18 protein-coding genes, 1 tRNA gene and 1 pseudogene are annotated in these 26,087 nt (G+C 72.0%); 9 read left to right on the top strand and 11 right to left on the bottom strand.

Going from position 1 to position 26,087, the window contains the following annotated elements:
* From ACOJTC_RS32560 to ACOJTC_RS32550, 3 genes are all read right to left on the bottom strand, one after another.
* Positions 1-1,533: AMP-binding protein (locus ACOJTC_RS32560; protein WP_420119754.1), on the bottom strand; the 1,533-nt coding region annotated here is incomplete at its 3' end.
* 7 nt (positions 1,534-1,540) lie between these two features.
* Positions 1,541-1,783, bottom strand: a complete 243-nt coding sequence (locus tag ACOJTC_RS32555) for an acyl carrier protein (protein ID WP_204923467.1) — start codon at positions 1,781-1,783, stop codon at positions 1,541-1,543.
* Positions 1,784-1,865: 82 nt separating this feature from the next.
* A complete protein-coding gene (locus ACOJTC_RS32550) occupies positions 1,866-2,825 on the bottom strand; it encodes a hypothetical protein (protein ID WP_420119753.1) in 960 nt (319 codons plus the stop codon).
* A 339-nt stretch (positions 2,826-3,164) separates the two neighbouring features.
* Here ACOJTC_RS32550 and ACOJTC_RS32545 point away from each other — a divergent pair, with 339 nt between their 5' ends.
* Together ACOJTC_RS32545 and ACOJTC_RS32540 are read left to right on the top strand one after the other, a co-directional pair.
* Positions 3,165-4,760, top strand: a complete 1,596-nt coding sequence (locus ACOJTC_RS32545; protein ID WP_420119752.1) for an amino acid adenylation domain-containing protein — start codon at positions 3,165-3,167, stop codon at positions 4,758-4,760.
* Positions 4,761-5,036, top strand: a complete 276-nt coding sequence (locus ACOJTC_RS32540; RefSeq protein WP_420119751.1) for an acyl carrier protein — start codon at positions 4,761-4,763, stop codon at positions 5,034-5,036.
* A 164-nt stretch (positions 5,037-5,200) separates the two neighbouring features.
* Here ACOJTC_RS32540 and ACOJTC_RS32535 read toward each other — a convergent pair whose 3' ends face one another.
* Together ACOJTC_RS32535 and ACOJTC_RS32530 are read right to left on the bottom strand one after the other, a co-directional pair.
* On the bottom strand, positions 5,201-5,524 hold the full coding sequence (locus ACOJTC_RS32535) for a nuclear transport factor 2 family protein (RefSeq protein WP_420119750.1): 324 nt from the start codon (positions 5,522-5,524) through the stop codon (positions 5,201-5,203).
* Between the two features lie 32 nt (positions 5,525-5,556).
* On the bottom strand, positions 5,557-6,387 hold the full coding sequence (locus tag ACOJTC_RS32530; protein ID WP_420119749.1) for an SDR family NAD(P)-dependent oxidoreductase: 831 nt from the start codon (positions 6,385-6,387) through the stop codon (positions 5,557-5,559).
* 58 nt (positions 6,388-6,445) lie between these two features.
* On the opposite strand from ACOJTC_RS32530, the gene ACOJTC_RS32525 reads away from it, so the two are divergent.
* Complete coding sequence (locus tag ACOJTC_RS32525; protein ID WP_420119748.1) at positions 6,446-7,105, top strand: TetR/AcrR family transcriptional regulator; 660 nt, start codon at positions 6,446-6,448, stop codon at positions 7,103-7,105.
* 310 nt (positions 7,106-7,415) lie between these two features.
* Here the strand turns inward: ACOJTC_RS32525 and ACOJTC_RS32520 are convergent, their stop codons facing one another.
* Genes ACOJTC_RS32520 through ACOJTC_RS32510 form a run of 3 tightly spaced genes read right to left on the bottom strand, consistent with a single transcriptional unit; the run spans position 7,416 to position 11,962 of the window.
* Positions 7,416-9,008 carry a CATRA conflict system CASPASE/TPR repeat-associated protein gene (locus ACOJTC_RS32520; protein ID WP_420119747.1) on the bottom strand — a complete coding sequence of 531 codons (1,593 nt, stop codon included), beginning with the start codon at positions 9,006-9,008 and terminating at the stop codon, positions 7,416-7,418.
* 10 nt (positions 9,009-9,018) lie between these two features.
* Complete coding sequence (locus tag ACOJTC_RS32515) at positions 9,019-9,357, bottom strand: CATRA system-associated protein (protein ID WP_420119746.1); 339 nt, start codon at positions 9,355-9,357, stop codon at positions 9,019-9,021.
* A gap of 13 nt (positions 9,358-9,370) precedes the next feature.
* Positions 9,371-11,962: a CHAT domain-containing protein gene (locus tag ACOJTC_RS32510; RefSeq protein WP_420119745.1), complete on the bottom strand. Its 2,592-nt coding sequence runs from the start codon at positions 11,960-11,962 to the stop codon at positions 9,371-9,373.
* Between the two features lie 55 nt (positions 11,963-12,017).
* Between ACOJTC_RS32510 and ACOJTC_RS32505 the strand changes: the two genes are divergently transcribed.
* A complete protein-coding gene (locus ACOJTC_RS32505) occupies positions 12,018-12,875 on the top strand; it encodes a macro domain-containing protein (protein WP_420119744.1) in 858 nt (285 codons plus the stop codon).
* Positions 12,876-12,921: 46 nt separating this feature from the next.
* Here the strand turns inward: ACOJTC_RS32505 and ACOJTC_RS32500 are convergent, their stop codons facing one another.
* From ACOJTC_RS32500 to ACOJTC_RS32490, 3 genes are all read right to left on the bottom strand, one after another.
* Positions 12,922-17,079 carry a TIR domain-containing protein gene (locus ACOJTC_RS32500; RefSeq protein WP_420119743.1) on the bottom strand — a complete coding sequence of 1,386 codons (4,158 nt, stop codon included), beginning with the start codon at positions 17,077-17,079 and terminating at the stop codon, positions 12,922-12,924.
* Positions 17,080-17,188: 109 nt separating this feature from the next.
* Entirely contained in the window at positions 17,189-17,332 is a 144-nt protein-coding gene (locus tag ACOJTC_RS32495) for a hypothetical protein (RefSeq protein ID WP_420119742.1), read from the bottom strand.
* 271 nt (positions 17,333-17,603) lie between these two features.
* A tRNA-Leu gene (locus ACOJTC_RS32490) sits at positions 17,604-17,687 on the bottom strand.
* A gap of 210 nt (positions 17,688-17,897) precedes the next feature.
* Here ACOJTC_RS32490 and ACOJTC_RS32485 point away from each other — a divergent pair.
* From ACOJTC_RS32485 to ACOJTC_RS32465, 5 genes and pseudogenes are all read left to right on the top strand, one after another.
* A pseudogene (locus tag ACOJTC_RS32485) lies at positions 17,898-18,515 on the top strand (tetratricopeptide repeat protein); the annotation flags it as partial.
* Between the two features lie 2,004 nt (positions 18,516-20,519).
* The gene (locus ACOJTC_RS32480; protein WP_420119755.1) at positions 20,520-20,921 is read left to right on the top strand and encodes a fibronectin type III domain-containing protein; all 402 of its coding nucleotides are present in this window, start codon (positions 20,520-20,522) and stop codon (positions 20,919-20,921) included.
* 223 nt (positions 20,922-21,144) lie between these two features.
* On the top strand, positions 21,145-23,763 hold the full coding sequence (locus ACOJTC_RS32475) for a fibronectin type III domain-containing protein (RefSeq protein ID WP_420119741.1): 2,619 nt from the start codon (positions 21,145-21,147) through the stop codon (positions 23,761-23,763).
* Between the two features lie 35 nt (positions 23,764-23,798).
* On the top strand, positions 23,799-24,797 hold the full coding sequence (locus tag ACOJTC_RS32470; RefSeq protein ID WP_204926201.1) for an AAA family ATPase: 999 nt from the start codon (positions 23,799-23,801) through the stop codon (positions 24,795-24,797).
* 11 nt (positions 24,798-24,808) lie between these two features.
* Positions 24,809-25,996, top strand: a complete 1,188-nt coding sequence (locus tag ACOJTC_RS32465; RefSeq protein WP_420119740.1) for a DUF58 domain-containing protein — start codon at positions 24,809-24,811, stop codon at positions 25,994-25,996.
* Positions 25,997-26,087 lie beyond the last annotated feature (91 nt).

Below are 26,087 nucleotides of genomic sequence, written 5' to 3'. Positions count from 1 at the left end.
CGCCACCTCCGCGGCCCACGGACCCGGCCGCTGCCGGACCAGCGCATGCAGTACGGGTGTGTGGCCGGCGGACCCGGCCAGGACCACGACCCGTTCCGGGGAGAGGCCGTCGACGCCGGCGAGACGGGCCTCCAGGTCCTCCGCGTAGAGGTTGCGTCCGCGTACCTTGAGGCTGTCGCCGGCCCGGCCGAGGACGAACAGTTGGCCGTCGTGGAGGAAGCCGTGGTCGCCGGTGCGCAGCCGGCCCTCGGCGAAGGCGGCGTCGGGTGCGGCGGGCCCGTGGTATCCGGCGGCCACCGACCGGCCGGTCAGTGCGATCTCCCCGACGACGTCGGGCGGCAGCGTCCTGCCCTCGTCGTCGACGACGGTCACCGCGACACCGTCGCGGGCATCGCCGCAGCCGATCAACCAGTCGTCGTCGGCCGACGGGTCCGTCCCGACCTCCTCGACGGCGGTCACCTCGACCGGCTCGCCGGGGCGCAGCTCGCCGGCGACCCGGAGCGCCACCGGTGGTGGGGCCAGGTGCAGGCCGGTCGCCACGAGGGTGTTCTCGGCCAGCCCGTACGCGGGGAGGAAGGTGCGGGTGCGGAACCCGTACGGGCCGAGTAGCGCCGCGAACGACTCCAGGGTGCGCCGGCTGACCCGTTCGGCTCCGACGATCGCGGCCCGCCAGCCGCTGAAGTCCATCCCGGTCAGCTCGTCCGGGCCGATCCGCCGGGCGGCGTAGGCGTAGCCGAAGGTGGGTGCGGCGGTCAGCGTCGCACCCTGCTCGCCGAAGCAGGACAGCCAGCGTCGGGGTGAGCGGATGAACTGGTCCGGCCGCATGGCGAGAATGTCGCTCTGGTTGAGCACCGGAGCGAGGGTGCAGCCGATCAGCCCCATGTCGTGGTAGGTCGGCAGCCAGGTGGCGGTCACGTCGGCTGCACCCATGTCGAGCCAGCGGCGGATGGCGGTGACGTTGGCCAGGAGGTTGTCGGCGCGGAGGGCGACCGCCCGGGGGTGGCCCGACGATCCGGAGGTGAACTGGACCAGCGCCACCTCGCCCCCAGCCGGCGGCCGCCGATCGTCGGCGGCAGGCGCGACGGGCTGGCCCGGCCCCGCGTCGCCCGGCTGGTCCGGGCCCGCGACGGTCAGCACGGTCACCGTCAGACCGGCGGCGGCTGCGGCGCTGCGGGCGGTCCCGGCCAGGTGCGGGTCGACGAGCACGGTACGGGTGCCGGCGACCCGCATCAGGTGGGTCAACTGCTCCGGGTACGCCGCACCCGCGCCGAGCCCGGCGGGCGGCGGCATCGGGTTGACCACCCCGCCGGCCGCCAGCGTTCCGAAGAAGCCGGCCAGGAACGTCTCCGGTGACACCAGCAGGAGCGAGACCACCTCACCCCGGCGCAGTCCCGTGCCGCGCAGCAGTCCGGCCACGTCCAGTGCGGCGGCGGCTAGCGAGGGGAAGTCGTGCCGGGCCCAACCGGCGTCGTCGGTGGCCACCCGTAGCCCGTGGCCGGTGCGCGGCTCGGTGAGCCAGCCGGTCAGGCTCATGGCGTCGTCATCCGGCGGCCTGGCTGACCAGCGCCACCACGTCGGCGACCGTGACGACGTCCATCGCCTCGTCGTCGGAGATCGGTGGCAGGTCGAACCGCCGCTCCAACGCGACGGCCAGTTCGATGAGCGTGAGCGAGTCGAAGTGCAGGTCCTCGACGAGTCGCTGGCCGTCGGTGACGTCCCCGGCCGGGTGGGGTGCCATGCTGGCCACCAGTTGGCGGACCGTCACCTCGACGGGCTCTGCCATCGGACTTTCTCCTTCTTCCTCAGTTCAGGCTCCGGTTTCCTGAGTTCGGGCTCCGGTTTCCTCAGCTCGGGCTCCGGTATCCTCAGTTCAGGCTCCGGATCGGATGTGGCACGCCGTGCCGGTCCTCGTAGTCGGCGACGGCCCGCTCCTCGGCGGCCCGCCACACCTCGGTGACCTGTGCGTCGACGTCGTCGAGACCGGCGGCGCGCACGCGGCGCAGCAGCGCGTCCCGGGCGGTGTCCCACTGGTCGCGCAGTTGCCGGCCGCGGGCCCGGACCACCATCGGCAGCGCCGACGGGTTGCGTCGCTCCGGTCCGACCAGCACGTGCACCACGTACGGGATGGCGTCGAGGACCTGGTCGCCGACGAGCTGCCGGCGGCCGTTGTCCACGGCGTGGCGCATCGCCCACACGCCGAAACCGACGTGCCGGGACTCGTCGCGGATCACGTTGCGCAGTCCCTCGGCCAGCACGGGCAGCTGGCCGCAGCGGCGGACCGCCTCGGCGACCGAGCGGAGCACGACCAGCGCGAGCGCCCCCTCAGCCACCACGTGGTAGGTGGTCACCGCGGCGTACCAGGCGTCGCGGTCGTCCGGGTCGCGCCGCACCCGTTCGGTCTGTTCCAGCAGGTACGCGTCGAACAGTTCCACGGTGGCGGCGGACGCCTCCGCGCGGCACCGCAGCGCGTACGCGTGGGGTGGCTCGGTGGCCCCCTCCACCGCCCGGAGGTAGCCGAGGAAGAAGATGCTGTGCCGGCTCTCGTCCACGAGCTGGCTGGAGAGGTAGAACTGGGCGGCCTGGGTGGGGGCCGCGTACACCAGGGGGGTCAGCAGCCGGGCGACGGCGACCTCGCCGACGGCGAGTTCCACCAGGGCGGCCTTGAGTTCCTGGTAGAGGAAGGGTCGCAGCGCCTGCCACGCCGGTCGGTCGGCAGCCATCGCCAGGTCCTGGGTGGACCAGTTCTGCCGCTCCCAGCGCAGGTACAGGCTCTCGGGAGTGGTTTCCCGGTCGTCGATGAGCTGTTCGTCGAGAATGGCCGTCACCGTGGGACTCCTTTCCCGTGGCGGCCCTGCGTCACGGGGCCGCACCGGTGGCAGCCGGTAGTGGGATCGACCGGAGGAACGGCATCGACCAGTGATCACCTAGAGAATCGGCGAGCGGGTGCCGGGTGTCAAGCAGGGTTCCCGGGCCCCGTGGTGCCGGCGGCAACGGCCGGCATGGGGCACCGTCCGAACAGGAGCGTAAGCGCCGGGTTCGGTGCCCCTGCACCGTGAAACTGTGTCCGCTCGCGGCAATGATCGTGTGGTAGAAAGGCAGGAATTTTCGTCGGGGGCACCGACTACGAGGTTTCGGAGGGGAAGCCCGACATGGGGATACGGGCGGTGGCACCTGGCAGCCTCGTCGATCTCGTCCGGGAACAGGCCGACCGTGACGCGTCGAGCGTGGCGGTGGTCGACGAGGGCGGTGTGCTGACCTACGGCGACCTGGAGCGGGAGAGCAGCCGCCTCGCCCACGTCCTGGCGGCCCGTGGGCTCCGGCCGGGCGACCGGGTCGTCCTCCTGCTCCCCCGGTCCGCCGCGGCGATCTGCGCCATCTTCGCGGTCCTGAAATGCCGTGGCGTCTACGTTCCGCTGGACACCGCCAGCCCGCCGGCCCGGCTGCGGCCCCGGATCGTCGCGGCCGAGCCCCGGTTCCTGATCGGGGATGCCACCACCCGCCGTCTGCTCCGGCAGTGCTGGGACGGTCCGTCGGCCGTGACGGTCTGGCTCACCGACCCACCGCCGGACGCGCAGCGACCACAGGACGTCCTGGCGGCCGAGGTCTCCGCCGCACCGGCCACGCCACCGGCCACCGAACCGGACCGCGCCGACCTCGCGTACCTGCTCTTCACCTCGGGTTCGACAGGGACGCCGAAGGGAGTGCCGATCACCCACGGAAGCGTGCTGAGTCTCGCCTCCTGGGCGCGGGAGCACTTCCGACTGACCAGCACGGACCGGTTCTCCTGCCACTCGGCGTTGTCGTTCGACTTCTCCGTGCTCGACATCTATTCGGCGGTGGCGGCCGGCGCGTCGCTGCACCTGGTGCCGGCGCACTACAACCTCGTACCTGACCTGCTGGCGCGGTTCATCCGTGACCAGCGGCTGACCCAGTGGTCGTCCGTGCCGTCGGTCCTCATGGCGATGGCCAACCGTGGTGTGGTGCGGGAGATGCCGGACCTGCGCCGGGTGGTCTGGTGCGGGGACGTCTTTCCGGTCGACGGCCTGCGCCACTGGATGGCGAACCTGCCGCACGTCCGGTTCACCAACCTCTACGGGCCCACCGAGACCACCGTCGCGAGCAGCTACCACGACGTCGGGTCGATGCCGGCGTCGGGTGCCGGGGTGCCGATCGGCACCGCGCTGCCCGGTGAGCGCCTGGGGGTGTTCGACGAACACCGGCGGCCGGTGCCGACCGGCGTGGTCGGTGACCTGCACATCGCCGGGGTCGGGCTCAGCCCGGGGTACTGGCGGAGCCCGGCGGAGACGGCGGCGGCGTTCGGCACCGTCGAGGGAGACGACACCACCCGCTGGTACCGCACCGGGGACCGGGCCAGCATCGACGAGCGCGGGCTCGCCCACTTCCACGGTCGCGGTGACCGGCAGATCAAGTCCCGCGGGTACCGCATCGAACTGGACGAGATCGCCCGGGTGGCGCGGCAGCTGCCGGAATTCGCCGACGTGGCGATCGTGGCGGTGGACTCCCCCGAGGCCGCCGGGCGCGAGATCGGCCTCGCCTACGTGGCCGCCGGCGACCGTCCGCCGGACCACGCGTCGGTACGGTCCGCACTGGCCCGGACATTGCCCCCGTACATGCTGCCGACGCGGTGGCTCGCGGTGGAGGCGATCGACACGAACAGCAACGGCAAGGTCGACTATCCGGCGCTGACCCGACGGTTCCTCGACCACGCCGACGCGGCCCCGCCCGGAACGGAGACCTAGATGTCGTCACCCACCACCTGGCCGGCGTCGTTCGAGGCGGTCCTGCGCCGTTACCTGGCGGCGCTCTCCGTGGACGAGGACATCCCGGCGGAGCCCCTGCTCGACCTGGGCCTGGACTCGTTGCGGGCGACAGCGCTCCTGGCGGACCTGGAGAAGGAGTTCGGTGTCGACTTCGGCGACGAGGTGCTCGACCCCGCGTTGTTCTCCAGCGTCGGCCACATGTGGACGGTGCTCCAGGACCTGATGGACGATCCCGCCTCGCGCGCCCCGCAGTGACCCGGCTGCGGTAGACGGCTCGGGTACGGGTTTCCTCGTCCGGTCGCGCGCCGGGCTGCCGGGTGGGCCCGCCACCGCCGCGGTCGCACCTCGGCCGCTCAGCGTGGCCGGCTCCCGATGATCGGGAGGCCGGCCTTCCCTGGGCTGGCACGGCCGGTGACGGATCAGACAGGGGCGATCGTGAGGTCGGTGACCTCGTCGTCCTCGATGGTGAAGACGAACGAGAAGGACAGCGGTCCGCCGGGGAAGTCGCCGTCCCCGGAGGCCACCAGCCGGTCGTCCGTGAACGAGGTCGGCGTGAGCACGATCCTGGGGGTGATCAGGTGCCCCTGGATCCACTCGCGGATCTCGGTCTGGCCGGCCCAGGTTCTTCCGTCGTCGCGTACGGTGGCCCCGTCGCCGAAGACCGCGGCCAGTGCGTTCGCGTCGTGCGCGTTGGTGGCGGCGATGAAGCTCTTGACGACGTCGGGCAGCGTGATGTCGTTCATGTCCACTCTCCGGTTTCTCGGGGACGGCAGGCTCAGAAGTCCGCGCTGCGGGACAGCTTCTCGTTCGCGCGCAGCTCCGCGAGTGCGTTCTCGTGCATCGCGACCACGGCGTCGTAGCCGGAGTTGCCGAGCACGATCCGGTGCGGTGGAACGGGTGCGTTCATCGCGCTGATCACGGCCTGCACACCACGGACAGGGTCTCCGGCCTGCTTGCCGTCAGCGTCCACGAACGCCGCTTTGACGGCCTCGACCATCGGCACGTAGGCGTCGACGGTCTCGGTGACGGGCTCGTTCTGGAAGTAGGAGAAGGCGCTGGTACGGAAGGCCCCCGGCGCTACGGCGAGCACGCGCACACCGAACGGCTCGACCTCCTGGCGCAGCGTCGCGGTGAGTCCTTCGATCGCGAACTTCGCTGCCGTGTAGTAGCCGAACCCCTGTGCGCCGACGAGGCCGGCCACCGAGGACATGTTGACGATCCAGCCGTCGCCGCGTGCCCGCATACCCGGGAGGACCGCGCGGATCACCTCGACGACGGCGAACAGGTTGAGGTCGAACGTGCGGCGGATCGTCTCGTCGGGAGCCCCCTCGATCGAGCCGTACCAGCCACGGCCCGCGCTGTTGACGAGCACGTCGATTCCGCCGAACCGGTCCTCTGCCGCCCTGACCGCTCTGCGCACCTGGCCGGAATCGGTGACGTCGAGCTGGAGGACCAGGACCCGGTCGCCGTACGGCTCAGCCCATTCCCGCAGTTCAGAGGGTCGACGTGTGGTCACCGCCACCTGCTCCCCCTGGGCCAGTGCTGCCTCGGCGTAGACCAGGCCGAACCCTCCGGGGGTCCCACCGGTGATGAACCAGGCTCTCAAGGGCTTCTCCTTTCGCTATAGAGCGCAATGTAGCGCTACATGGGCTACCATAGCAAGCGTGACTAACGCACGGGATCGTCTCCTGCTCGCCACGGCGGAGATGCTGGAGAGCGGCGCCACGGTGTCCACGCGGGCGGTGTGCGAACGCGCCGGGGTGCAGGCCCCCACGCTCTACCACCACTTCGGCAGCAAGCAGGGCCTGATCGACGCCGTGGCCAACCACGGCTTCACCCAGTACACGGCGGTCGAGAACTCGGGCGACCCGCTGGACGACCTACGCAAGGGCTGGGACCGGCACGTGCAGTTCGGGCTGGAGCACCCGTCGTTCTACGGGTTGCTCTACGGCCGCGCCGAGCCGGGAAAAGCCTGCGCCGTCACCGCTCCCGCGCACGCCGCGTTGCGGGAGCGGTTCACCGCCGCAGCGACCCAGGGCATGCTCAGGGTGCCGGCGGCGGACGCCGCCGAACAGGTGTTCGCCGCCAACGTCGGCATCACGCTCACCCTGATCACCCAGACGGAGCCGGACTTCGGGCTGTCCGGACGCGTCCGCGAGGCCGCGCTGGCCGGAGTCCTGCACACACCGTCCGCCGGCGCGCCCGCGACCCGGGCAAGCGCCGCATTGACGCTACGTGCGCTGGTCGACGACGACCCGGGTGACCTCACCCCCGGAGAACGCGGACTACTCGACGAACTGCTGGAGCGCCTGGCCCGCCAGTAGATCAGCCATCCAGCCAACCACCCAAAGTCCGGTGACGCGCCTGATCGGATCCGCATCCGACCTCGCCACACTTCCGGCTCTGCACACCGCCCGAAGTCCCGAACACCCACGAAAGCTGATTTCCCAATGCATGTTGATGATTAACGCCATAGGAGAGCGCGCGGAGCGTAGCCGCATGTGCGGCCACAGCCGGTTCTGACGCCGCCATGACTGACGGATCGGCGCAGCGGGTGCTGACCGCCTGGCTAAGGCCGTCGCGACCGCCGGATCTCGCGGTGGTCCGGCTCGCTGACGAACTGGAACGAGCACCCTACGGAGCTGACCTGGTCGTCCAGAACGTCCGATCATACGCGGACAGATCCTTGAAGCGACTGGTATCCAGCCAGTCCGTCCCCATCATGTTCACGGCGCAGCCGGCGGCGCTGAGCCGTTGGGCGATCTTCTGCAGGCTGGCCGGCGTGCCATCGAAGTGGATGGTGTTTATGCCCGCCAGGTCGGAGATCGGGCGTAGTTTGCCGATCTCGATGATCACCGTCCGGTTGCGTTGCAGGGCCAGGGCCATGCCGGCCTCCAGGAGGACGTTGGGACGAGCCTGCCCGGTCAGTTCGCTCTCGTGCACGAGATCGCCCTTGTTGCGCAGGCTCTCGTGCAGAATGGCGCCGTCGTCAGGGGTCATCAGGACGACGGCGGCCTGGTTGGTCTGGAAGGCCCGCTGCAGGACCTCCCCCATGTAGGGGGAGGGTTCTCCGGTCTGCCGCACGATCTCCTCCCAGTCGAGCGGATGCAGGTCGATGGCCTGCAGGAAGGTCCAGAGGGCCTGGCGGGCCTGTTCATCCCGGCCGTGGATCACGAAAACGTCGCGCGGGTTGGGTATAGGCATAGGTTCTCCTGTGGGCTCGGAGCGCCGAGAGGGTGGGAGTTCGGTCAGCGCACGGGCTCGGTCGTCAGCTATAGCCAATGTGGTCAGTTCGTTTCTGAGGCTCCGACGGAGCCACCCGGTCAGCGCCAGGTCGTCGGCGAGCGGACCGGCAGCGCCGGAGGCGTCGGGGCCCAGGATCTCGCGTATGGCGACTTCCGCGTTCTTCATGCTGTGCCGCATCTCGCGCAGGGCTGCCCGCCAGTAGGCGAGGTCGGTGCGGATCTTCGTCAGGTCATCCGGGCCGGCGGCGTCCAATCGCTGCTGGACTCGGCGCAGTCCCCCGGCTTCCTGCCACACCCTGAGCTGATGGCGGACAATGGCGGCATGTCGGAGATGGTGGCCGAACGGCGGCAGGACCGGCAGCCCGTTCGACCAGGTCCAGTCGCTGAGTTGGTCGTCGTGCTCGGGTCGGGCGAGAATCAGGAACCAGCGCTCCGCGCGGTCGTCGGACCCGTGTAGGCGGGGCTCCCACAAGGCCAGGCCGTCTGCGGTCAACACCCCGTCATGCCACCAACCGTGAGGGCCGGTGATCGGTAGGTCCTCGGCGACCTCCTCAGCCAGGCTCGGCTCGGCCGAGCCGGAAACCTCGGCCTTTCCCAGGAACAGATATGCCGCCCCGAGCAGTAGCCCCGACCATGGCCCCGTGATCGAACGCCAGGACCGGTCGAGTTCACCCCACCCGGGCGCGCCGTCGAACAAGGTGCCAGGGGAAAGTACGGCCGACAGGTTGACGGTTGCGGGAAACCGGCGCAGCACCGCCTGATACAGCATGTGTGGGTGCTGGCATGCGGCCACGACCATCTCGCCTCCACCGAGATCCCTGGGTAGGTCGCCGAGCGTCACCGGGAGGGTGGTGGGTAGCCCCGACCGCCTGAGCGGAGCGGTCATGCCGAGTACCGCTTGGCACCGCGTCCAGATCTTCCTCAGTTCGCCGTAGGCAGCCTCAGCGTGCGGCCCGTCCCCCCGGGCGAAGAGGTGAACCACCAGTTCTCTGTCAGCGGCCGCCGGACTCACCGTTCGGCTTTCCCTGACCGGGCTGCTTGGGGCTCTCGAGTGTGTCCCTGAGCCGGGTCACCTTCTCGCGGATCTTCGGCGGTTGTCTGCCGGTGGCGCCGCTGTCGGCGCTCTTGACCTTGGTGGGGCCGGCCCACTCCAGGTCTGCCACGGCATCCCGGAACTCGTCGGTCGCCCCGGCCGCGAGGGAGGCCGCCACCCGTTCGAGCAGCGTGTCGATATCGGCCCAGCCTGCGGGATCGAACTGCCAGTCAGCCATGTCGTCGAGCACGTTGCGGAGGTCGTCGAGCACGTCGACCGGGAGGGAGTGATCGGCCATGAACCGATCGTAGTCACGACCGCTGCTCGGGGCTCGGGACACCGGCAAGGCGCTCAGCCCCTGGCGGGGTGCGGCGCGGTCTCCAGCGGTCGAACCCGTCACCCACAATGGAGAGGCCGGCCCAGGCGTGCGGGGGGATCTGCCGGGGGCCGACGCTACGCACGTAGTCGATCTGCACCTGGCGCAGCGCATCGACCGGGGAACGGGCCTGCGCCAGCTTTGCGTAGAAGGCGCCGAGCAGGGTGGCGGTCCGAGACGTAAGGATGTCGACCGTGCCGGCGAGGACCCAGCGGGCCCCGGCGAGCAGTGCCGCAGTCGGAAGGCCGAGCGGCTCGGCTGCCGCGCGCTGCTCGAGCCGCCCCGCCCAGCAGGCGGGCATCAGCACCGCCTCCGGTAGGCGGCACCCGAGCAGGTCGGCAGCGGTCAGGGCGTCACCGTGGCCGAGCTCCAGGGCCTGGCCAAGCCCGCCGGTGGCCGTGCCGTGCACGCTGAGCAGGACCGCCGCGTGATCTGCCGCGTCGGACAGCGAGGACCGCACCTGGTCGCGGGTGAGTACCGTGACCGTCGGAAACGCGAGCTTCAGGGCGGGCTGTTCCCGGCGAACGGCGGGCACCGACTCGTCCAGGTACGCCAACAGGCCCGTCCCCCGGCGGACCGGACGCGACCGCAGGGCCGTCCAGAGGGTGATCGCGGGTACGACCGCGATGCGCGCCAACTCCGCCAGGTATCGCGTGCCGACCCGGATCGCGGCCACCGGCACCGGCCCCAGCAGCCCGCCGGTGGAGATCACCAAAGCCGGTTCCTCACCCCTCTCCAGCGCCGCGGCCAGACCCGGGGGAATGATCGCCGCACCCAGTGCGGCCAGGGCGTCGTCCTGGAACTCGGCTGCGAATCCCTCCTCCGCAGCGTGGTAGCGGTCCAGCCAGCGGCGTACGTCTGGCGGCAGCAGCACCTCGTCGACCCTGGTCGTGCCGTCGGGGGCCAGCCAGATCCGGTTGCAGATGGTGGTCTCGTCCTCCAGCACGTCGACCAGCAGCGCGTGCCCACCTTCCGGCATTGCGGCCCGCGTCGCGGCGAGGTCGACCGGCTCCGGTACGACGCTGCGTCGCAGTTCGGTGGTGGTGAGCCGGTCAAGTTGGCGGTACAGCTCGGGCAGGCGGGCGGCCTCGTCGGGTGCTCGTCGGGCCAGGGTGATCGCCGCGACGAGCTCGTGCAGCGCCGGGGAGAACCTGGCTCCGGCTCGGATGAACGCTGCCACGGCCTCCGCGCGGGCCGCGGTAGCGACGGTGAACGCGGTGGGCCCGTCCTCGTCGCGGGCGGCGCAGTGCATAGCCAGTATGTAGGCCTGCCTGCTTTCGCGGTAGAACGTCTCGCGGTCGGCTGGATCACGCAGTCGCCGCCCAGCCTCCTCATTGAGATGGAACGCCCTGACCGCGTGCTCCTTCGCCTCGGTGACCTGGTCGTCGAGGATCAGGTCGTGGGCCAACTGGTAGTGCGCCAGGGACGCCGCGCTGGGATCACCCCCCATCTCCAGTAGGAGCAGTGCCTGGCGAAACATCTCGATCGCAGCGGGTCGGTCGCCTCGCGCCCGCTCGACCATCCCCCATTCGAGGGCGGCCTCGGAGAGATGCCGTGCGTCCGGGGCGTCGCCGAACGGCAGGGCCGCGAGCCGGGCCGCTGCCCCGTCGAGATCTCCCACGAGTCGGTCGAGGCGCGCCAGGCCCAGCTCACTGAGGAGTCGATTGCCGGGCTCGCCGGCACCGAGGCGCAGCGCCTGGTGGAACCGGCGACGGACGTAGGTTTCGGCAGTGGGATCCTCCCGCGCGGTGAGAAGCTGCATCTGGCCGAGTCTGCGGGCCGCGTGGGCGGCACCGAGGCGTCGACCCGCCCGCAGGTAGAGCGTGAAAGCCCGGCCGAACGCCTGTCGCGCCCCCACCGTGTCACCGAGCTGACCGAGGACGGCACCGAGTTCGCGTTCGATGTTGGCCGACCCGATCCGTCGGCCCAGTGCGGTATAACGGTCGCTCGCCTCGGCCAGCAGAATCCGCGCCCGGTCGAAGTCGTAGGCAAGCCGTGCGGAAACCGCTGCCATGTGGGCCCAGTCCGCGCGTAACTGCTCGGTCCGTGGATGGAGTGGGCAGCGGGGCAGCAGCTCTTCCAGTGCGTGCAGATGCTCGCGTGCCTCGGCGAACCGGTGTCGCAGGTGTGCCACCGACGCCCGCTGCGCGAGGGCCTGCCCTACCCTCAGGTGGTCCTCTCGCGAGGCGGCCAGCGCACCGGCCCTGGCAAGCAGGCCGTCGGCGTCGTCCAGCCGACCCTGGTAGCGGGCGAGGATCCCACTTTCCAGCAGCGCCTCGCTGTGCAGGTCAGCCAGTTCGGGCACGTCGACAAGCCTGATCACCTCGGCGTACGCGACGGCCGCCTCCCGGTAGCGCTGCTCGGCGCTGAGCACCCAACCCCAGTCGAGCAGCACCCGGGCACGGATCGTCGGGGGCAGATCCGACCGAGCTGCCAACGGCTCGAGCAGACGGCGGGCGGCCGGCAGATCATGACTGTCCACGAAGGCCGATGCCTTCTGCAGAACTCCGTCGATCTCTTCGGTCACCAGGCCATAGTGGACCGCCCTGGCAATCCTTGACCGGGTTCGGAAGGATCGGGCCGTGCGATGGCTACTGACGATGCGAGGAATGCGGCGAGTCGCGGCCCACGCGTTCGCCGGGTTCGCCTCCGCGGCACTGCTGCTCCAGACCTATCAGGCGATCTGGAACCGTTCCATCTATCCCCGGCGGGAGCTCATGGTCGCCTTCGTCGTGGTCGTCGCCGCGGTGGCGTACGGCGTCGCGCGGGCGTGGCCACCCAGCCCGGTACGGCGGCGGCTGACCCACCCGGACTGCTCCATCAGGATCATTGCAGGGGATCTGTTCGACCAGACCCAGTCGCACCTCGTGGTGGGTTTCACCGACACGTTCGACACTGACACCGGAGACGACCGCATCATCAACCGTGGCAGCGTACAGGGCCAGTTCCTGACCCGGATCTACGACGACGACCGCGCTCGGCTCGACATGGATCTGGACACAGCCCTGGCAGGGGTTGCTCCGGTGGGCGTCCTGACACGTCAGGAGAAGCCGCTCGGCAAGAGGACGCGCTATCCGGTGGGCACGGTTGCCACCCTCGGCACCCCGCAGCGGCTCTTCTTCTGCGTGGGATACAGCGCCATGTCGCCCGATCTGGTGGCGCAGTCCGGCCCCGACGAGTTGTGGCACAGCCTCGGCCGGCTGTGGGCCGAGGCGCATCGCCGGGGGCAGCGTGGCGGGATCGCCATGCCGGTGGTGGGGGCCGGGCTGGCCCGGGTCGACGCGGTGCAACGGCCGACCCTGATCAAGCTGATCCTGTTGTCGTTCGTCGCTGCGTCGCGGCAGCGTGTGATCAGCCGTGAACTCTCGATCATCGTTCCTCCCGGGGAGTTCGCCGAGTTGGACCGGCTGGAGCTACAGGAGTTCCTCGATTCCCTCTGAGCAGCCTGCCGGGTGCCGGTAGCACCCCCACCTGCCAGGAGCGCCATCAGGGGCGGCGGGTGTACGCATCGAGCCCGGTGAACCTCGTGGTGTCCAGCCAGTCCGTGCCGGTGTCGTTGATCGTGCAGCCGGCGTTCTTCAGCCGCTGGGCGATCTTCTTCAACTTCTCGACCGAGCCGTCGAACCGTATGACGTTGCGGCCCCCAAGGTCGGAGAACGGGCGTAGCTGCCCGATCTCGATGATGATCGTCCGTTGCGGGTGCAGGGCCAGCGCCATGCCCGCCTCGAAGATGACGTTCGCGCGCGGCTGCCCGGTCGGTCTGATTTCGTAGTCGGGTTCGTTCGCACCGTGCAGGTTGGGGTGCAGGCTCGCCACGTCGTCCGGCGTGAGCAGGACGATCGCTGCCTGAATGTCCTCGAAAGCACGGGCGAGCACGTCGCCAAGGAACGGCGCGGCACTGCCCGTCTTGTGCACGTTCTCTTCCCATTCGACCGGCCGCAGGTCGAGAGCCCGTAGAAATCCGTAGAGGGCCTTGCGGGCCTCTACGTCGCGGTCCTGGATGACGAAGACCGTCCGGGTGTTGGGCATCGACGTCTCCGGTATCTCGTTGCCCGCCGGATCGGGCGGGCGTAGGGCCAACTCGAACAGGTCGGGGATCGGGCGTTGGCTGCCTTCGCGAGCCTGGCGATGGAGGGCAGATTGGTAATGTTCGCGGACCTTCTGTGGCATGACGGGTTCCAGGTCCCGCAGCCAGAGGGGGGTCGGGCGGACGCGGTCGATGCACGCGCGTACCGCGATGGCGGCCAAGTCCACGTCGTGCTCGACCAGTTGCGTCACGAAGTGCTCCCGCTCGCCGGCGGGCATCCCCGCGATGGCGTCTGCGATAGCGCTGTACCACGAGCTGGCAAGTTCCTCACGCCATCGGGTCGGGGTGGGAGCCAGTTTGTTGAGCCGCTGGGCGGTGTCAAGCACCAGCTGACTGGAAGTGGGGCGGCCGACCCGCTTCAGCAGATGCCCGAGTTCGGCGAAGCAGGCAGTGAACGCCATCCGGTCGGACTTGTCATCCAGTTGGTACCCGGCATCCCAGACGAGCGCGAATACCCGACGGGCGAAGGAGTGCCTGCGCGGCCCGCTGGGAGGCAGAGCGGCCAGCCGCGCATTCGCGGCCAGCAGGGCCCGCCGAGCAAGAATCTCCTGGGTACGCACCTGCTCGGTGCCGAGGTCACGTGGCCCGCTGGGGCTCGTCGTCGCCCTGCTGCGAAGGGTCGCACCCCGCTCGATCACCGTCTGGAGTGGGCCGAGGAAAGGCGCCGGGTCCACACCAGCCCAGTCCGCCGATCGTATCGACGCCAGGAGCAACTCCAGGGTCGAGATGACCAGGTACGCGCTCGGTCGCCGCTCCAGGACGTCGACCAGCAGGGCAGGTCCGGGGGCACGGTAGACGCCGCGTTCGAGCAACAGCCGCCACAGCACGAAACCCTGCCGCCGCTGGTCATGGTTGCCGGCCACGACGAGCCGGGCACGTAGCCGGCGAAGCTCGCCGTGATGGTCGGCGAGCAGTTGGGTGGTCACTGTCGTGGTTCGCCGCAGCACCGCGCACACGTCGGCGACGTCACCGCTGCGTCCCGCCTCCGAGATCAGGTACCCGAAGGCGGCGTGGGATCCAGCCCGGGCGGCGTACTGCAGGCGGGCCAGCACGGATGTTCGCAGCACCTGGCGTTGCAGCCCGTCGGCTCCAACGGTGGTGACCCGCCGCAGTGCTCGAATGGCGTCCGGTCGCCCGGCGAGGGCGGCGTGTACCAGCAGCGGCAGGAGGGCGTCACGCCGGTACCAGTTCTCCTCCGGCACCTCATCGGGAAGCGCGACCAGCAGTTGCTGGCCTTGGACATTCGCCCCGTGCAAGGCGTTGACGAAGAGCGTCGGCGCTGCTCGGCTGCGGTCGGCACGGCGGTCAGCAGGCAGTCGGCTCAGCTCTTGCCGACATCGTCGGCGCGCGTGCTCGGCCAGCGACGAAGGCGGTCGGTGTTCGTCAGCCAAAGCCTGGCCCAGCACCGTACAGACGCCCTCCTGGCGCGTCGGGTCTCGTTCGGCCAACAGGGCGGCGAGAAAGGCACCGGCCTCACGAGAGTCCAGCGCTCCGGCCGCCTCGGCACAGGCGCGGAGCTCGGCTCGGCGACCAGCCTTGCTCCAGCGCGAGGGAGCCCCTCGGCGCGGGCCGAGCGCGGAGCAGGTGTGCGCCAACAGGCCCACCCCGCTGCGCTCGGTGAGCTGACCGGCGCGCAGGACCGAATACGCGCACTCCAGTCGTTCGGCGTTGGTCTCGTTCTGCACCGTCCACACCATCTCGGCCAGTTCCGTCGCGACCTCTGTCGGAAGGGGAGTGATAACGGCGAGCCGTCCCATCAGCTCGAGTATCTCCGCCATGCCCTCTACGTTCCGAGTCGAGGCGAAGGCGGTGAGGCAGCGCATGAGCTGGTTCGCGCACCATCGGGGTGCGTACTGCGACAGCGGCTCCAACAACTGGAGGTGCACGTTGTCCCGACGGCGCCATTCGTCCGGCGGCTGGTCGGTAAGCCAGTCCAGGCAGCCGTGATCCGTCAGGAATCTCTGCACCGCCTCGGGCTGCTGGGCAGAGAACCGGGCCAGCGCCCCGACCACGTCGAAGGCGAGCGCCTGGTCGACCCGAGCGTCGCCCTGCGGATACGCGCGGTGCCAGAGCAGCGCCAGTTCGGCCTCGACCCGCTCGAATCCGACGTGGTGGACCGACGGCAAGAGTCGCAGGTAGTCACGGACCCCGTCCATCGGGGCGCGACGCAGGGCAACCTCTGCCCCCGCACGGAGGGAGCGACCCGGTGCCGGCATCCGTGCGTACGTGCGCAGCGTCAGAGTGAGCAGATTGGTGTCGTCGGTGCGGAGCCAGTCGCGCAGGAGATGCTCGACGAGCACCGTCGAAATCCGAGCCTCACGGCCGGCCAGGAGCAGTACCTGCGCGGCGACCTCGCCGTAGAACAGGTCGAGCGGGTCGGCGACGACCTGGGCGGCCAGCGCCGTGAGCAGCGCCGTTCCTCTACTGGCGACGCCGCGCGCGGCGGCGTGCTCGAAAAACGTCTGGTGGAAGAAGCGCACCCGCTGGCTGTTCGCCGGCATGAGAAGCACACCGCGGGCGTGCAGTGCTTGAACAGCGGCGTCGGTTGCGGTGCCCGAAACCTGGGTGAGCTGGCGTGCGCGCTCGACCAGTCGAGTCGTCTCCGACTCAACCACCCCCGCAGTCAGCAGGGCCAGAGCGACGGCCTCTGCCTCCAGACTCAGATCGTGCTGGTCGCCGTGTACGGATGCACCCCGGTGATCCTCCTCGATCCGACGCCACCAGTACCGTTCGTACAGGGTGATTGTGTCGATGTCGTTAGGTGGCACCTCGTCCGGTGCGTACAACTCGAACATGAGTCGCAGCGCCAGCGGAATCCGGCACACCTCGCGCAGGGGCAGGCCACGTAGGGACGCGTCGCTGACCGAGGCAACCACCTCCGGAACGCGTTCTTCGTCGTAGAATGCTCGGGCGTAGGCCTCAATCGCGGCGGGCTGTTCGGTCCGGTCGAAGGGTCCGAGTCGGACGCCCGATATCGAATTCTCCGGACCACGATCATCTTCCTTGTCGCCGTAGTCGACCTCCAGCTGGCGAGCCTCGACGGGTCGGCTTGTCACCAGTGCCGGTATGCTGTGTCGAGCAGCCAGTCCGAGCAGCGCGTTTACCCGACCCCGGGTGCCCTGATGCTGCAGAAGCAGATCCAGGGTGTCGACAAGCAGCACGACCGATAGCTGCGCGCGTACCGCGTCGCGTATGGCGTCGTCGAGGATTTCTGTCGTCAGACCCGCGCCGGTGTCGTCCTCGGCGAGAAGCGCGGTTGCCGGGATCAGCAGGGGAAGCCGGCCGATCTCGGTGAGCCGCCGGTGTATTTGGCTCAGCAGCGCGGTTTTGCCGTAACCGGCCTCGCCCACCAGCGCCGTGATCGAGGGTGTGGTCAGCCGTTCGAGGAGCCTTCCCTCGACCGCCCGGGTTACGTAGGCACCGCCACTGAGCCGAACCGGCGTGGTGCCGTCACGCGCCGCGATAACGTCGCTTTCGGCGAAAGCCACGGCACTGATGTCCTGTACATGGCGCAGCGCCGGTGAGATCGACTGCTGTTGTCGCTCCGGCATTACCATGAATGGATGGTATCCAGGCCGATCCCCAGTCTCGTCCGGGCTACCCCAGGGGGTCCAGGGTCGGGATCCTCTTCGCCTCGGTACCCCCGCTCCATTTGGCTCCAGCGCGTCAGGGGCGCGATTCCGGTGCCGGTTGTCCCTGGGTGAACATCAGTACCACGATCACCCGCCGCAACTTCACCGGGTCTTTCGCGCTCCGGGTGATCTTCTGCGACAACTGTCCCTCGGTCATCGACACCTGCCGGACGAACATCTCCGGCCGTCTACCCGCGCGTCGCCACCCTCGCCCAACGCGACACAGCAACGGCAGCCCGAGTACCCATTCCCCGTCGCCTCACCGAGGACGACATCCGACACCTTGTCGGCAGCTCCGACGACATCCGCAACACCCTGCGGGGCACCTAGAGCAGTGACAAGAGCACCGCCTACCGGAAGCTAGGCCTCGCCCTCACCGACAACCCCGGGCAAAACAAAATCAGCGTCGAGGCTAAGCCTGACGCTGATTACTGTGGGGTAACTGTACGTGTCCGAGGGGGGACTTGAACCCCCACGCCCTATACGGGCACTAGCACCTCAAGCTAGCGCGTCTGCCATTCCGCCACCCGGACCTGCCCGTCCAGCCTACCGTGTCGGCTGCGGTGGCTCTCACCCCCGGTCAGCCGCCCTGGTGGGCCGCACGGGGCATTACTGTACACGGCCCGTATGGATCATGCACATCGCCGCCCGCCCTACCGGCGGGAGCCGGATCATCGCAGGTCAGGACGCGGCTGGAGCGGGCGGGTAGCGTCCGGACCCGCTCAGGCGGCAGCATTGCTTGCGTGTCCGTACCCTCACCCCTCGCCGCAGTCCAGCATCGGGCTCTCGCCCTGCGTTCCGCCGGTGATCTGTCGGCGGCCCGCCGGCTGCTCACCGACACGATCGCCTCGGCCCGTCCCGCGTACGGTGAGGACCACCCGGAGATCATGGGCACCGCGCACCTGCTCGCGAGGCTGCACCGGGAGGCCGACGATCCGGCCGCCGCCCGGCGGGTGCTGGAGGAGGCGTACGCGGCCGGCGAGCGGCGGTGGAACCCGGCCGACCCGTTGATGCTGGCCCTGGCCTTCGACCTGGCCGGGGTCGCCGAGGAACTGGGCAACCGGCACGAGGCCCGCCGCAACTACACCCGGGTGGCCACCGCCGGGCCCGCCGCGCTCGGCGAGCAGCATCCCGCCGTACGCGCCGCCCGTCAGTACCTCGGAATCCCCGACGGCCAGCCACCGTCGCCGTCCCCCGGTGCCGCGCCTGCGCCCCCGTTGCCGACTCCCCCGCAGACCCCGCCCGACCACGCCCCGACGGCGCCCCACCGGGGGCACCGACCCCTTCCGACGCCCCGACCCGGGTCGGGCCCGCCGTCGCCCCACCCTGTCTCCGCGCCTCCCGCCCCCGCCGCACCCGGCCCACCGGTGCCGGCCGCCCATGCGCCCCCTCCGGGCCAGCCGGTTCGCCCGTCGGCACCACGACCGGGCCCCGCACCGGCCCGCCCCGCACCGGCCGGCCCGGCTGCGGACACCGAGCCCCGGGTGCCACTGCCCCGGCAGATGTACGGCGTCCAGCCCACCCACCGGCCCGGCGCGCCCCGGCCCCGTCCGGCCTCCACCGCACCGCGCTCCGGGCCGCCGGCGTCATCGCCGGGCCCACCGCCCGCCGCTGCACCGGCACCGGATGCCGCCCCGGCGCAGCTGCACCCGGCGTCACCCGCTCCGGTCTCCGGTGGCGCACCACCCACCTCGCCCTGGGCACCGCCCCACCTCCAGCAGCCCTCCGCTGTCCCGCCGGTCCCGGCGGACGATGCCGTCCCGCCGGGAGCACCCGGCCGGTCGGCTGCTCCCCCGGCCGCACCGCACCCCGCACCGTCGGCCGGGGTGCCGTCCGGTCCGCCGGCCCAGCACGGGCGTCCGGTGCCGATCCCCACCGTGCCGCCCGCCGGCCCCGGCCAGCCGAGCGGGCCAGCGGACGGCGCGCCCATCCGGCACGGGCAGCCGACCGCCCTTGCGCCCGCGCCGGGTGAGGCCGGTCCGGTACACCCCCTCCCCACCGCCGCCCCGCCCGCCCCGACCGGTGACGGTGCCGCACCGGCCACGGCACCCGCCGACGCGCCGACTCCCGCCCCACCGGCCGCGCCCGGTTCGGCGGCGATCCCCGCAGTCCCGCCCGCGCCGGGCCCGGCTGCGACCCCACCCGCACCGGGCTGGGACCGGCCGACGGTACGGGTCCAGCAGATCGGCCCCCTGCTGGAGGACCAGCACCCGGACCCCGCCCGAACCCCGGCGGCTACCGCATCCGGCGGCACGGCACCCGCAGCGTCCGCCGCCGACCCGGCCGACGCGGTACCCGGGGCGACGTCCGGCGATACCGCCGCCGACCCGGCACCCACCACGGCACCTGGCGGTACGGCCGAGCCGGTTCCCGCCCCAGCGTCCGGGCACACCGCTGGTCCCGCCTCCACGGCCGCGTCCACCTTCGAATCCGCTCCGCCGCCCGCCCTGGCCGCACCCGCCGATCGCCCGACGGCCTCCGCAGCGGCGCAGGCGTACCCCGCACCACCGCAGGCGGCACCGGCGGCGCCCCCGTCGTCCGCCGTCCCGCCGGAGCTGCCTCCGAGCGCCCCGTCGGCAGCCGCACAGCCGGCGGCTACGACGATCCCGGCGGCAGCAGCACCGACGACAGGGCAGACAGCCGTCCCGCCACCGGCGCCCGCAGCCTCCGGAGATGCCGACCGGCGGACCGGGTATCCGGCGGTGACCACCGCACCGCTCGACGCCCCACCTGGCGGGGACCCCGGGAACCCGCCCGTCCCGGCGTGGACCGTCGGCCCCACGGGGACGGTCGGCGACGCGGGCGGGGACGACGAGGCTCCCGCCGACGACCCGACGTGGGACGACGTCGCACCGGGTCGGTCGATCATCATGCCGCTGGTACCGATGACCGAACCGCCGGTAGCTAACGAACAGACCACCGGCCCGCCGCCGTACCCGGGACTGACCGCCGGATCACCGCCGGTGGTGGAGCAGGACTCCGGAGGGCCACCGACGGCGGGCCGGACCCCGGGATGGCCCTCGGATCCGGGGCGGGCCCCCGGGTCACCGCCGGATGCGGGGCACCCGCCGGCACCGGGACCGGGCTTCGGATCACCGGCACCGGCGCCGGCACCCGACAGGACGCACGAGTTCAGGGCACCCACCGCCGCCCACGAGCCCGCGCTGCGGGCGACCACGGAGTCCGCGCCACAGGCAGCGGTGGGGCCCGGACCGGTCCCCGGGGCAGCCGGCCCAGGGGACGGGGAGCGTGGCACCGATCGGGGCGTACCGCCGGTGGTGGAGGGGGCGGGGTATCCGGAGCTTGCGCCGTCGTACCCGGTGCAGGACGGGCGTGCGCGCCGACGGGGCCGGACGGTGGCCGTGGTGGCGGGGGTGATCCTGGTGCTGGTCGCCGGGGGCACGGCCGGGGCGCTGACCCTGGGTCGGGACGCGGACGGGCCGCAGCGGTCGACCGGCACCGCCCCCCGGCAGACGGCCGGTCCGCCCCCGGCCGACCTGAAGTTGCGGGACGACGAGGCCACCATCACGGTCACCTGGTCCGACCCGAGCGGCGGTTCGGTGCCGTTCATGGTCGCGGGTGGACGCACGGGGCGGGCGCTCGGGGTGATGGCGACCGTCGACCCGGGACAGACGAGTTTCACGGTCAACGGGCTGAACGCCGAGGTGGACTACTGCTTCACCGTGCTGGCGGTCTACTCGACGGACTCGTTCGCCACCTCCGGCCAGGTCTGCACCGACCGGGTCCGGCCGTCGCCGAGCAGCTGAGCGCGACGGCCGGCCAGGGGCGGCCGGGCGGGGCGGCTCACCGGCGGCTCCGGCCTGCGCCGCGACGGTGGAACGCCCCGCCGAACCGGCACGCTGGGTGTCCGCGGCGGAACGGTCCGGGTTTCCTCGTCCCGGATCGACCCCTATGATGTGCCACGGTTCAGGCGAGGGCGTCCGGCACCCGGCACGCCGTCTGAGGCCACCGGACGGAGGTCGACCCGCTGTGGCCAGCATCGACGATGCCGCGAGCGCCGGGGACGGCGCGTCCCGCCGACGGTCCCGGTTGCGGGGTGGGCTGGTCACGGTCGGCACGGTGACCGCGCTGGTGGCGGCGTTGGGCCTCACCCTGCTCGGTCGGGGTGCCGCCGAGGAGGCGTTGGCCAGCTTCGACGCCAGCAGTTGGCTGTGGAGCAGCACCCGGGGCGAGTTGGCCCGGGTGAACGGGATCACCGCCAGGGTGGACACCCGCAAGGAGGTTCCCGGGGCCCGGCAGCATCCGGTGCAGGTCACCCAGACCGACCGGCTGCTCATCCTGCGCGACCTGGAGACCGGCCAGGTGAGCGCGCTGGACCTGGCGACCCTCCAGATCACCGCGACCACCCCCACCACGCCCGGTCTCGGGGTCAACGTGGTGCTGCACGACGACGCCGCCTTCGTGGTGGACGCGGTGCGCGGCGTGGTGCGTCAGCTCGATCCCCGTTCGCTGGTGCCGGTGGGTGACCCGGTGCTGTTCCCGCCGGGCATCACCGCCGGCGCGTTCGACGGTCGGGGCCGGTTGTGGATAGCGGTGCCGTCGGAGGGCACCGTCGCGGCGGTCACCGCCGCCGCGCTGCCGTCCGGGCCGGCGTCGGCCGACGTCGGGGGTCCCCGACGGGTGCAGACGCATCCGGTGGCCGAGCCGAGTCACGAGTTGACGCTGTCCACCCTGGACGACGGGGTGGCGGTGCTGGACCGCACCACGGGCACGCTGGTGACGGTCCGGGGCGGACAGACCCGGCGTGCGGTGCTGGAGGCCGCCGCGGGTGGCGCGGTGCCGGCGCGGACCAGCGGCCCGGTGGTGCCGGTGACGATCGGCGGGGAACGGCGGGTGCTCGCCGTCGACGACGGCCGGGTGGTCACCCGGTTCGTCGTGCCGGGCAGCGGTGACCGGGTGGGGCCGGCCGTGGCCTGGGCCGGCCGGTTCTACTGCGCCGACGGGGTCACCGGCACGATCTACGCGTTCGACGGGGCCGGGCAGTTGGTGGAGACGATCCGGCCGGGCCGGACGACCGGCCCGCTGGAGCTGGAGGTGCGGGAGAACCACCTGTTCATCAACGCCCCGGGTTCGGCCACCGCCCGGGTGGTCGACGACGCGCACCGGGTACGCACCGTCGACAAGTACGCCAACGACGTGTTGGGCGGGGACCCGCCGCCGGACCCGCCCCCGCCGCCTCCGCCGCCGAAGCCCCGGGTGGGTAAGCCCGGCGCACCGGGTCAGGTCACCGCCACCGCCGGGGACGCGCGGGCCCGGATCGCCTGGCGGCCGGCCGCCGCGAACGGCTCGGCAGTGCTGCGGTACGTGGTGCAGGGCGCGGGGAGTCGGCACGAGGTGGGGGCGAACCAGCGGTCGCTGGAGGTCACCGGGCTGACCAACGGGTCGACGTACACGTTCACGGTGTACGCGGTGAACGGCAGGGGCGACGGTCCGGCGCGGCGCAGCAACCCGGTGACCCCGACCTCGGCGGTGCCGGCCCCACCTGACGGGGTCAGTGCGCAGGCCCGCCCCGACGGCACGGTGCTGGTACGCTGGCCGGCGGCCGACGGGCAGGGCAACCGGATCGCCCGGTACGCGGTGACCGCCACCTCGGCCGGGGCGAACGCCCCGGTCGGCGAGTCGCGTCGCACCGAACTGGTGGTGCCGGCCGGTGAGTTGACCTACGGCACCCAGTACGCGTTCACGGTGATCGCGGTCAGCGACCGGGGGGCCGCCTCGGTGGCCTCCCCGCTGAGTGAGCCGGTGGTGCCGTTCGCCGCTCCGGGGCAGCCGGCGGGCCTGCGGGCGGCGACGGTGGCCGACCGGGCGGGCACGGTCGCGGTGCAGTGGTCGGCGGCGGCGGCGAACGGCCGCCCGGTGAGCCGCTACCAGGTGGACGTGGGCGGGCGGACCAGCGAGGTGACCGGCACCGCGACGACGGTCACCGGGCTGGGCGACGGGCAGAACGTGCTGGTGCGGGTGCGGGCGGTCAACGAGGCCGGGTCGGGGCCGGAGGCGAGCGTCACCGCCCGGACGGTGGCCGCGCCCCGGGTGACGCTGACCGGGTCGTCGGCGGACGCGACGTCGGTGACGGTGACGTTCACCGTGGACGCTGGGGGTGGGGAGTCGATCTGCACCGCCGCCACCGGCGGGAAGAGCGCCACGGGTAGCTGCGCCAGCCTGCGGGTGACCGGTCTGACCCCGGGCACCGCCTACACGGTGACGGTGACGGCCGTCAACGCCGCCGGTCGGGGCACCGCCACCCGGGCGCAGGGCACCGATCCGTTGTACGGGGTGGCGACCTGCGTCAACGGGCCGGACGGCGACCAGCGCACCTACTGCGACCGCGATGTGGACGGTCGCAACGGCAACGAGGTCTTCTCGGTGCCCCGGCAGGACAACGACAAACAGGTCGGTTGGGCGAAGCCGGGCACCCGGCTGCGGGCGTACTGTCGGCGGCAGGGCGAGAACGTCGACTCCTGGATCTACAACGACCAGAAGCAGTCCACCTGGTGGGTCCGGGTCGACTACGAGGGACGCAACTACATCCCCTGGGCCTGGCTCAACCTGGCCGGCGGTGACGACATCGCCGTGCTGCCCACCTGCTGACCAGCGCCGCCGTAGCCGAGGAGCATCCCGCCGTCGTGAACGACACCCCCGCACCGCTGAGCCAGTCGGAGGTCCAGGGTTTCGCCGCCCTGGCCGCCCGGCTGGCCGGGAACGTCAACGCGGTCGTGCTGGGCAAGCCGGAGGTGGTGCGGTTGGCGTTGACCGCCCTGTTCGCCCAGGGGCACGTGCTGCTGGAGGACGTGCCGGGGGTGGGTAAGACCACCCTGGCACGGGCGGTGGCGGCGACCGTGCAGGGCCAGTGGCGGCGGATCCAGTTCACCCCGGACCTGCTTCCCTCGGACGTCTCCGGGGTGACGATCTTCAACCAGGCCAGCCGGGGCTTCGAGTTCCATCCGGGGCCGGTGTTCGCCAACATCGTCATCGCCGACGAGATCAACCGGGCCTCCCCGAAGACCCAGTCGGCGCTGCTGGAGGTGATGGAGGAGCGGACGGTCACGGTGGACGGGGTCCGGCACCCGGTGCCGCAGCCGTTCCTGGTGGTCGCCACGCAGAACCCGGTGGAGATGGACGGCACGTACCGGCTGCCCGAGGCGCAGCTGGACCGGTTCCTGGTGAAGCTGTCGGTGGGGTACCCGGACGAGGCGGTCGAGGTGGAGGTGCTGCGCGGGGCGACGGTCCGCTCCCCCGACTCGCTGCAACCGGTCACCGACACGGCCACCGTCGGGGAGATGGTCCGGATGGCCCGCCGGGTGCACATCGCCGAACCCCTCTACGGGTACGCCGTCCGGCTGGCCACGGCCACCCGGGCGCATCCGCAGGTCCGGGTGGGGGTCAGCCCCCGTGGGGTGATCGCGTTGACCCGGGCGGCGTGCGCGTACGCGTTGATCGACGGTCGGGGTTGGATCATGCCGGAGGACCTGAAGGCGCTCGTCGAACCGGTCTTCGCCCACCGGCTGCTGCTCACCGCCGACGCGCAGGTGCGCGGGGTGACCGCCGCCGACGTGCTGCGGCAGGCGGTGGCGTCGGTGCCGGTGCCGCTGCCGTCGGGCCAGTCGACCCCGACGCACGGCTGAGCGGGCCGGGCGTGGGGCTCACCGCCCGGGGTACCGGGCTGCTCGTCGCCGCGACCGCGTTGCTCGGCGCGGGGTTGCGGTTCGCGTACCCGGAGCTTGCCGTGCTGGGGGCGGCGGGCGCGGTGGCGGTCGGGCAGGCGGTGCTGGTGGCGGCCCGCACGCCCCGGCTGGTGGTGTCCCGCACCGCCGACCCGGACCGGGTGGCGGTGGGCGAGCCGGCCCGGATGGCGCTGACCGTCCGCAACGCTGGGCGGCTGCGGGTGGGCAGCCTGCTGGCCGAGGACCGGTGCGCGGGCCGGCCGGTGCCGGTGCCGGTGGTGCGGCTGCGTCCCGGCCGGGACACCGGCCTCTCCTACGACGTGCCGACCCGTCGACGCGGGGTACTGCCGGTGGGGCCGCTGCGGGTGACCCGCCGCGACCCGCTGGGCCTGTACGCCGCGACCCGCGCCTACGGGCCGACGGCGGTGGTCCGGGTGCATCCCCGGGTGCACCCGTTGACGGCGGTGCCGACCGGGGCGGGACGCAGCCTCGACGGGCGGACCGACGGGGTGCCGCACGGGTCGATCACCTTCGACGCGCTACGGGAGTACGTGGTCGGCGACGAACTGCGCCGGGTGCACTGGCGCACCAGCGCCCGGGTGGGTGAGCTGATGGTGCGGGAGAACGTGGACACCAGCCTGCCCCGGATCGTGGTGCTGCTGGACAACCGGGCCGCCGCCCACCCCGACCGGTCCGCCGGGGTGGCCGCGTCGTTCGAGGCGGCCTGCGAGGCGGCGGCGTCGCTGGTGGTGGCCGCGTTCCGGCAGGACCTGCCGGTGGTGCTGCTGCTGGTCTGCCCGGCCGACGACGCGACGGCCGACCCGCCGCTGGACCGGCTCGCCGCGGTGACCCTGACCGACCCCCCGGGCCGGCGGCCCGACGACGCGACGACGGCCGGTGACCGCGACGGTGCGGCGCTGGACGCCACCCTGACCCGGCTGCGCGCCGACCGGCCGGGCGACACGCTGGTCTTCCTCACCGGCCCCGGTGGCCGCGACGACGTCGGACGGGTGGGCGCACTACGCGGGGCGTACCCGTCGGTGCTGGTGGGGGTGTTGGGGGCGGCCGGGCCGACGCCGGCGGCGGCCGGGCCGGTGGTGCTCGACGCGGTCGACGGCGCGGCGTTCGCCGCCGCGTGGGACGCGACCGGCCGATGGTGACGGTGACCGACCGGCCCGACGCCGCCGCACCGGACCGCGCACGGACGGACGGTCCGGCCGGCGGCGGGCCGGCCCGGGCCGCCGCCCGGGT

It is taken from the genome of Micromonospora sp., assembly GCF_048594385.1.
In the GTDB taxonomy this organism is placed as follows: Bacteria; Actinomycetota; Actinomycetes; order Mycobacteriales; family Micromonosporaceae; genus Micromonospora; species Micromonospora wenchangensis.
This window is presented reverse-complemented; position numbering and strand designations above follow the sequence as displayed.

Coding starts and splice junctions, on each gene's coding strand:
- ACOJTC_RS32555 (WP_204923467.1), bottom strand. CDS start 1,783: ATGGCAGAGCCCGTCGAGGTGACGGTCCGCCAACTGGTGGCCAGCATG.
- ACOJTC_RS32540 (WP_420119751.1), top strand. CDS start 4,761: ATGTCGTCACCCACCACCTGGCCGGCGTCGTTCGAGGCGGTCCTGCGC.
- ACOJTC_RS32535 (WP_420119750.1), bottom strand. CDS start 5,524: ATGAACGACATCACGCTGCCCGACGTCGTCAAGAGCTTCATCGCCGCC.
- ACOJTC_RS32515 (WP_420119746.1), bottom strand. CDS start 9,357: ATGGCCGATCACTCCCTCCCGGTCGACGTGCTCGACGACCTCCGCAAC.
- ACOJTC_RS32500 (WP_420119743.1), bottom strand. CDS start 17,079: ATGGTAATGCCGGAGCGACAACAGCAGTCGATCTCACCGGCGCTGCGC.
- ACOJTC_RS32495 (WP_420119742.1), bottom strand. CDS start 17,332: ATGTTCGTCCGGCAGGTGTCGATGACCGAGGGACAGTTGTCGCAGAAG.